General features: G+C 61.3%; 7 protein-coding genes. 2 read left to right on the forward strand and 5 right to left on the reverse strand.

From position 1 onward, the window contains the following. Positions 1-17: 17 nt before the first annotated feature. Positions 18-881, reverse strand: coding sequence for a LysR family transcriptional regulator (locus PMI23_RS26375; protein ID WP_007912994.1), 864 nt, complete (start codon positions 879-881; stop codon positions 18-20). A gap of 16 nt (positions 882-897) precedes the next feature. Next, positions 898-3207 (reverse strand): heavy metal translocating P-type ATPase, encoded by a 2310-nt coding sequence (locus tag PMI23_RS26380; protein WP_007912996.1) that lies wholly within the window; start codon positions 3205-3207, stop codon positions 898-900. A gap of 84 nt (positions 3208-3291) precedes the next feature. Here PMI23_RS26380 and cadR point away from each other — a divergent pair, with 84 nt between their 5' ends. Beyond that, complete coding sequence (cadR, locus tag PMI23_RS26385; protein WP_007912999.1) at positions 3292-3741, forward strand: Cd(II)/Pb(II)-responsive transcriptional regulator; 450 nt, start codon at positions 3292-3294, stop codon at positions 3739-3741. A gap of 118 nt (positions 3742-3859) precedes the next feature. Here the strand turns inward: cadR and PMI23_RS26390 are convergent, their stop codons facing one another. From PMI23_RS26390 to PMI23_RS26400, 3 genes are all read right to left on the reverse strand, one after another. Next, complete coding sequence (locus tag PMI23_RS26390) at positions 3860-4831, reverse strand: thymidylate synthase (protein WP_007913001.1); 972 nt, start codon at positions 4829-4831, stop codon at positions 3860-3862. Positions 4832-4881: 50 nt separating this feature from the next. Beyond that, positions 4882-5697 (reverse strand): prolipoprotein diacylglyceryl transferase, encoded by an 816-nt coding sequence (lgt, locus tag PMI23_RS26395; protein WP_007913003.1) that lies wholly within the window; start codon positions 5695-5697, stop codon positions 4882-4884. A 79-nt stretch (positions 5698-5776) separates the two neighbouring features. Further along, positions 5777-6559, reverse strand: a complete 783-nt coding sequence (locus PMI23_RS26400) for a sulfite exporter TauE/SafE family protein (protein ID WP_007913005.1) — start codon at positions 6557-6559, stop codon at positions 5777-5779. Between the two features lie 132 nt (positions 6560-6691). Here PMI23_RS26400 and PMI23_RS26405 point away from each other — a divergent pair, with 132 nt between their 5' ends. Next, positions 6692-7438 carry an NRDE family protein gene (locus PMI23_RS26405; protein ID WP_007913008.1) on the forward strand — a complete coding sequence of 249 codons (747 nt, stop codon included), beginning with the start codon at positions 6692-6694 and terminating at the stop codon, positions 7436-7438. The last annotated feature ends 98 nt before the right edge of the window (positions 7439-7536 follow it).

The raw sequence follows: 7536 nt of genomic DNA on the forward strand, positions 1-7536 counted from the left end.
GAGCGTGGGAACGATCATTACGCGGGGGACATTTCCTGTGCCAAGCCGAGGAACGCCGCCGGCAACCGCGCGCCCTTGCGCTCCTTCAGGCAATACAGATACTCAGGAATCTGCGGCGCATTCTCGATCGTCAGCACGCGCAATTGCGGATCATGCGGCACTTCCTGCCGGGCAATAATGCTGATGCCGATATTGCGCAACACCGCCTCACGAATCGACTCACGGCTGCCGATCTCCAGTAACGGCCCGAAGCTCACCCCGGCACTCGCCAGCAACTCTTCCGTCAGCCGCCGCGTCGTCGAACCCGACTCACGCATCAACAAGGTATGCCCGGCCAGTGCGCTCAACGCCACATGCTCCTGCGCCGCCAGCGGATGATTGCGATGCACCGCCAGTACCAGCGGATCAGTGCCAAGCACCCGCCGAATCAACCGCGCGTCATCGAGCAATTGCGACGACGCAGCGATGTCCACCCGGTAATCCTCCAGCGCTTCGAGCACCTGCTGCGAATTACCGATTTCCACCGATACTTCCACTTGCGGCAAGCGCTCGCGGAAGGTTTTCACCAGATCGAGGATGTAATACGGCGCCGTAGCGGCAATCCGTAACGTGCCCTGCACCTGACCGCTGTTGCGTAGGAAAAACTCGATGTCGGCTTCCTGCTGCAACAGCGTCTTGACCATCGGCAGCAGCCGCGCGCCTTCGTCACTGACGCTCAGGCGCCGGCCGCCGCGGTAGAACAGCTCCACCGAATACTGACTTTCCAGATTGCGGACCTGCGTGGTCACGGTCGGTTGGCTGAGGCCGAGTTTTTTCGCCGCCAGCGTAATGCTGCCCAGGCGGGCGACCATGTAAAACGCTTTCAGCTCGGCACTCAGCACAACCATCCCTCATCGTTTATTTGCGCAACAGGCGCAAACCGTTGAACACCACCAACAGGCTGACGCCCATGTCGGCGAACACCGCCATCCACATGGTGGCGAGCCCGGCGAAGGTTACCGCAAGAAAGATAGCCTTGATCACCAGCGCCAGGGCGATGTTCTGTTTCAGGATGCTCGCGGTGTTGCGCGACAGGCTGATGAACGCCGGGATCTTGCGCAGATCGTCGTCCATCAGGGCGACATCGGCGGTTTCAATCGCGGTGTCGGTGCCGGCAGCGGCCATGGCGAAACCGATCTCGGCGCGGGCCAGTGCCGGGGCATCGTTGATGCCGTCGCCGACCATGCCGACCCGATGACCTTTACCGTAAAGCTCCTCGATGGCTTGCAGTTTGTCGGTCGGCAGCAAGTCGCCACGGGCCTCGTCGATGCCAACCTGCGCGGCAATCGCTTGGGCGGTGTGGACGTTATCGCCAGTGAGCATCAGGGTTTTCACCCCAAGTTCGTGCAACTGACGAATCGCTTCGCGGCTGGTTTCCTTGACCGTGTCAGCCACGGCGAACAGCGCCAATGGGCCAGAGCTGTCGAGCAGCAGCACCACCGATTTGCCTTGTTTCTCCAGTGCGAAGAGTTTCTCTTCCAGCGCTGGCGAGCACAGGCCCAACTCTTCGACCAGACGATGGTTGCCCAAATGGTAGGTCTGACCGTTAATGTCGCCTTTGACACCACGCCCGCCCAACGCTTCGAAGTTATCCACAATCAGCGCTGCGAAGTTTTTATCCACAGCAGCGTTGGCGATGGCCAGCGACACCGGGTGATCGGAACGGCCGGCCAACGCCGCGGCGATTGAAGGTGCGGTGGCATCGGCGGTCGGATCAAGGGACAGGTAATCGGTCTGCACCGGTTTGCCATGGGTGATCGTGCCGGTTTTATCCAGCGCCAGATAATCGAGCTTGAAACCGCCCTCCAGGTACACGCCGCCCTTGACCAGAATGCCTTTGCGCGCCGCTGCCGCGAGGCCGCTGACGATGGTCACCGGGGTGGAAATCACCAGAGCGCATGGGCAGGCGACCACCAGCAACACCAGCGCGCGGTAGATCCAGTCGAACCACACCGCGCCCATGAACAGCGGCGGAATGATCGCCACGGCCAAGGCAAACACGAACACCACCGGCGTGTAGATTTTCGAGAACTGATCGACGAAGCGCTGGGTCGGGGCGCGCGCACCTTGGGCCTGTTCGACGGCGTGGATGATGCGCGCCAGGGTCGAGTTGTTCGCCGCTGCGGTCACCGTGTATTCCAGCGAACCGGCCTGGTTGATGGTGCCGGCGAAAACTTTGTCGCCGACGGTTTTCTCGACCGGCAGGCTCTCACCGGTGATCGGCGCCTGGTCGATGGTCGAACTGCCGCTGACCACTTCACCGTCCAGCGCAATGCGCTCGCCGGGCTTTACCCGCACACGGGCACCGAGTTCGACGCTTTTCACATCCTGCTCAATCCAGCTGCCGTCAGCCTGCAACACCGTGGCTTGCTCCGGCGTCATCTGCATCAAACCGCTGATCGCGTTGCGCGCACGGTCCAGCGAGCGCGCTTCGATCAACTCGGCGACGGTGAACAGGAACATCACCATCGCCGCTTCCGGCCACTGGCCGATGAGGATGGCACCGGTCACAGCAATGCTCATCAGCGCGTTGATGTTGAGGTTGCGGTTCTTCAGGGCGATCCAGCCCTTTTTATAAGTGCTCAGACCACCGCTGAGGATCGACACCAGCGCGATGATCGCCACCACCCAGGTCGGTGCGGCGCTGGTGAAGTGGATGACTTCAGCGGCGAGCGCGCCGACACCGGACAGCGCCAGCGGCCACCAGTGTTTTTTCACCGGTGCCGGGGCTGGCGCTTCGACGCCCGCCTCCAGCGGTTCGGCGTGCATGCCGAGGGATTTGATCGCTTCGGTGATGGGCTCGGTGCCCGGCAGGTTATGGGTCACGCCGAGTACGCGGTTGATCAGATTGAATTCGAGCTGCTGCACGCCGGCGAGTTTGCCGAGTTTATTCTGAATCAGTGTCTGCTCGGTCGGGCAGTCCATCGCCTCGATACGGAAACTGCTCAGCCGCGCGTCGGCGCTGGTTTTCTCGCTCAGTTGCACCAACGCAGGCGCGGCAGCTGTCGACGAGCAGCAGGAATCTTCGTGCGCATGAACCGGTGCCGGTGCTGCGGCTTTCGATCCGCAGCAGGCATCGCCGCCATGTGAATGCTTATGCACAGGCTGCAATTTATGACTGTGGTCGTGGCCGTCGCCGGGCTTGTGGGTATGCTGGGAATCGCTCATTGGTCGCGTCCATGAAGGTGCCTGTTGCCAAGTAAAGACCCTGTAGCCACTATAGGGTCAAGCACCCTTTTGGAGATTGTCGTCATGAAGATCGGAGAACTGGCCAAACTCACCGACTGCGCCGTGGAAACCATCCGCTACTACGAGCGCGAAAACCTCCTGCCGGAACCGGCGCGCAGCGACGGCAACTACCGCGTCTACACCCAGGCCCACGCCGAACGCCTGACGTTCATCCGCAACTGCCGCACACTCGACATGACCCTCGAAGAAATCCGCAGCCTGCTCGCCTTGCGCGACAGCCCGCAGGATCAGTGTGAGAGCGTCAATGCGTTGATCGACGAGCATATCCAGCATGTGAAGGCGCGGATTGATGGGTTGCTGGCGTTGCAGACACAGTTGCTCGACCTGCGCCAACGCTGTGGCGAAGGGCCGATGGCCGATCAATGCGGGATTTTGCAGCGGCTGGAAGTGAGTGGCGGGGTTGTCGCGACGGAAGTGGAACACTCCCACGTAGGCCGCAGCCACGGCCATTGACGTTGGCGCTCGTTCCCATGCTCCGCGTGGGAATGCCGCCATGGACGCTCCGCGTCCTAAGTGACGCGGAGCGTCACGGGATTCATTCCCACGCAGAGCGTGGGAACGATCCTGCTGACTAGACCGCCATTGGCGCGGTCATTGGCGCGTGATGCTCATAGCCTTCCAGCGAGAAATCGCTCGGCTCGACCAGCTCCAACCATTCCGGCTGATACACGCCAGTCTTGGCAAACTCCGGCACGCGGTCGGAGATTTTCAGTTTCGGCATGGCGAACGGCTCGCGCTTGAGCTGTTCGTTGAGCATGTCCAGATGGTTCTCGTAGACGTGTGCATCACCGATGAAATAGGTGAACCAGCGCGGCGTGTAGCCGGTCAGGCGACCGATCAGGCTCAGCAGCGCGGCGCCTTCGGTGAGGTTGAACGGCGTGCCCAGACCCAGATCGTTGGAGCGGATGTAGAGGGTCAGAGAAATCTCTTTGGTCTCGACATTCGGGTGGAACTGGTACAGCAGATGGCACGGCGGCAGCGCCATTTCATCCAGCTGCGCGACGTTCCAGCCGTGGAACAGAATGCGGCGGCTGCCCGGATCGTTGATGATCGTGTCGACGCACTGGCGCACCTGGTCGATGGCTTTGTACAACACCACGTAGGCTTGGCCGTCTTCTTCGCCCTGAGCGATCTGCTTGTAGCCGTTGGCCAGGGTTTGTTCGATGGCGGCGGTGTTGCTCAGCGGGATCTGCTTGTACGCCGGCCATTTGCGCCATTGCACGCCGTAGATTTCGCCGAGGTCGTCGTCACCCTGACGGAACGGGTTGGCCAGCCACTGCGCGTTTTCGTTGGCGTTCTGGTCCCAGACCTTGCAGCCCAGCGCCCGGAATTCGGCGGCGTTGTTGACGCCACGGAGAAAACCGCACATCTCGCCGATGGCCGATTTGAAGGCCATCTTGCGCGTGGTGATCGCCGGAAAACCTTCCTGCAGATCGAAGCGCAGCATCGCCCCCGGAAAACTGATGGTGTTGATGCCGGTGCGGTTGGCCTGCTTGGTGCCGTTCTGGATAACGTGCGAGACCAGTTCGAGATATTGCTTCATGAGTTACCTGTGTCCTTTGAGCCCCGGCGTCGCGCGCCGGGGTTCGTAGTTTAAGCCGTCGGCGCGAGCGGTGCTGCCGGCGCGCGACGATAGGCCAGCCAGATCAGGAACAGCCCGCCGACGATCATCGGCACGCAGAGCACCTGGCCCATGGTCAGCCAGTTCCAGGCCAGATAGCCCAGTTGTGCATCCGGCACGCGAACGAATTCGACGATAAAACGGAAGATGCCGTAGAACAGCGCGAACATGCCGGAAACGGCCATGGTCGGACGCGGTTTGCGCGAGAAAATCCACAGAATCAGGAACAGCGCGACGCCTTCGAGCGCGAACTGATACAGCTGCGACGGGTGACGCGGCAGTTGCGCCGGATCGCTGAATGGCGGGAAGACCATGGCCCACGGCACGTCGGTGGCCTTGCCCCACAACTCGGCGTTGATGAAGTTACCGATGCGCCCGGCGCCCAGACCGATCGGCACCATTGGCGCGACGAAGTCCATCAACTGGAAGAACGACTTGCCGTTGCGCTTGCCGAACCACAACGCGGCCAGCATCACACCGATGAACCCGCCGTGGAACGACATGCCGCCCTTCCACACTTCGAAAATCAGTGTCGGGTTGGCCAGGTAGGCGCTCAGATCGTAGAACAGCACATAGCCCAGGCGCCCGCCGACGATCACGCCCATCGACATCCAGAAGACCATGTCGGAGAGTTTCTCCTTGGTCCAGGTCGGGTCGAAACGGTTGAGCCGGCGCGACGCCAGCAGCCACGCACCGCCGATGCCGATCAGGTACATCAGACCGTACCAGTGGATTTTCAGCGGACCGATGGCCAGGGCCACCGGGTCGATCTGCGGGTAAGGCAGCATTGCGACTCCTCGTTAGAGTTGAAACCAAAATTCCCGGGCGACGCTGCCACCTCAGGATTAAGCCAGGATTGCGACGCGATTAAAGCAGGAAGCTCACGCCCACGCTGAACAGCAAAGCGGCGAACAGCCGTTTCAGCAAGCGCGGCGACAACCGATGCGCCAAACGCGCGCCGATGCGGGCGAAGATCATGCTGGTCAGGGCAATGCCCAACAACGCCGGCAAATACACAAAACCGAGACTATGGGCCGGCAACAACGGATCGTGCCACCCCAGAATCATGAAACTTAATGCACTGACCAAGGCGATCGGCAGGCCACAGGCCGACGAGGTCGCCACCGCTTGCTGCATCGGCACACTGCGCCAGGTCAGGAACGGCACGGTCAGCGAGCCGCCACCGACGCCGAAAATCGCCGAGGCCCAGCCAATCACACTGCCGGCCACGGTCAGACCGAGTTTACCCGGCACCGTTCGGCTGGCCTTGGGTTTGATGTCCAGTGCCAGTTGCACCGAGATGATCAAGGCGAAAACGCCGATGATCTTTTGCAGGTGCGGGCCGGAGATCGCTTCTGCAGTCAATGCGCCGAAGCCTGCACCGAGCAGGATGCCGACAGCCATCCACATGAAGATCGGCCAGCGCACTGCGCCTCGTCGATGATGCTCACGCACGGCGTTGACCGAGGTGAAGATGATCGTCGCCAGCGACGTGCCGACCGCCAGATGGGTGAGGATCGACTGATCAAAGCCCTGCAAGGTGAAACTGAACACCAGCACCGGGACAATGATGATCCCGCCGCCAACCCCGAACAGCCCGGCCAGCACGCCCGCACAGGCGCCCAGCGCCAGATAGAGCAGAAATTCCATGACCGTCTTCCCAGACCGCATCCGCAAAACCGGAGCGGCATGGTAACGGATGCACACCCTTTGGCTCCACTGGCGATGGATGCACGGACGCGGGATGCGTAGAGTGAGCAAAAAACACACAAGGACCACCTTATGTGCCTGATTGTTTTCGCCTGGCGCCCGGGCCATGCCCAGCCGCTGATCGTCGCGGCCAACCGCGACGAATTCTACGCCCGGCCGAGCCTGCCGCTGGCGCAATGGCCAGAAGCGCTGCATGTGCATGCAGGACGTGATCTTGAGGCCGGCGGCACCTGGCTGGGAATTGGTGCTAACGGACGCTTTGCTGCGCTGACCAATATTCGTGATCCGCAGCAGCCAACTGCACGCAAGTCGCGGGGTGAGCTGGTGGCGCGGTTTCTGACTGGCGATGCGTCGATTGATGATTATTTGAACGAAGTGGTCGGGCATTCGGCGGAATATGCCGGGTTTAATCTGTTGCTCGGCAATAGTCATGAGCTGTGGCACTTCAATGCGCGGCTGTCGGAGCCGGTGATGCTGGAATCGGGCGTCTACGGGGTATCCAATGCCGGGCTGGACACGCCGTGGCCGAAGTTGCTCAAGGCCAAGGCTGGGTTGAGTGCGGTGCTGGATGATCCGCAACCGCAGCACTTGCTCGATTTGCTAAGCGATGCCCAGACCGCGCCGGAAGCGGAATTGCCGGATACCGGGGTGGGGCTGGCCACTGAAACATTGCTGTCGAGTGTGTTTATTGCCAGCCAGAGCTATGGAACGCGGGCGAGTACGGCGTTGATCGTGCAGGCGGATGGGACGCGACGGATAGTCGAGCGGAGTTTTGGGCCGTATGGCGGGCATTTGGGCGAGGTGGAGATAACAGCTTAAAAAGCTACCCTCACCCCAGCCCTCTCCCGGAGGGAGAGGGAGCCGACCGAGGTGTCTTGAGCCATACACCGACCTGAAAGACCGAGTCGATTATGGAT

The sequence above is a fragment of the Pseudomonas sp. GM24 genome (genome assembly GCF_000282235.1).
Lineage (GTDB): Bacteria > Pseudomonadota > Gammaproteobacteria > Pseudomonadales > Pseudomonadaceae > Aquipseudomonas.

Bases quoted from the DNA above. Each gene is read 5' to 3' on its own strand.
- cadR (WP_007912999.1), top strand. From the start codon at position 3,292: ATGAAGATCGGAGAACTGGCCAAACTCACCGACTGCGCCGTGGAAACC.
- PMI23_RS26405 (WP_007913008.1), top strand. From the start codon at position 6,692: ATGTGCCTGATTGTTTTCGCCTGGCGCCCGGGCCATGCCCAGCCGCTG.
- PMI23_RS26380 (WP_007912996.1), bottom strand. From the start codon at position 3,207: ATGAGCGATTCCCAGCATACCCACAAGCCCGGCGACGGCCACGACCAC.
- PMI23_RS26390 (WP_007913001.1), bottom strand. From the start codon at position 4,831: ATGAAGCAATATCTCGAACTGGTCTCGCACGTTATCCAGAACGGCACC.
- PMI23_RS26400 (WP_007913005.1), bottom strand. From the start codon at position 6,559: ATGGAATTTCTGCTCTATCTGGCGCTGGGCGCCTGTGCGGGCGTGCTG.
- lgt (WP_007913003.1), bottom strand. From the start codon at position 5,697: ATGCTGCCTTACCCGCAGATCGACCCGGTGGCCCTGGCCATCGGTCCG.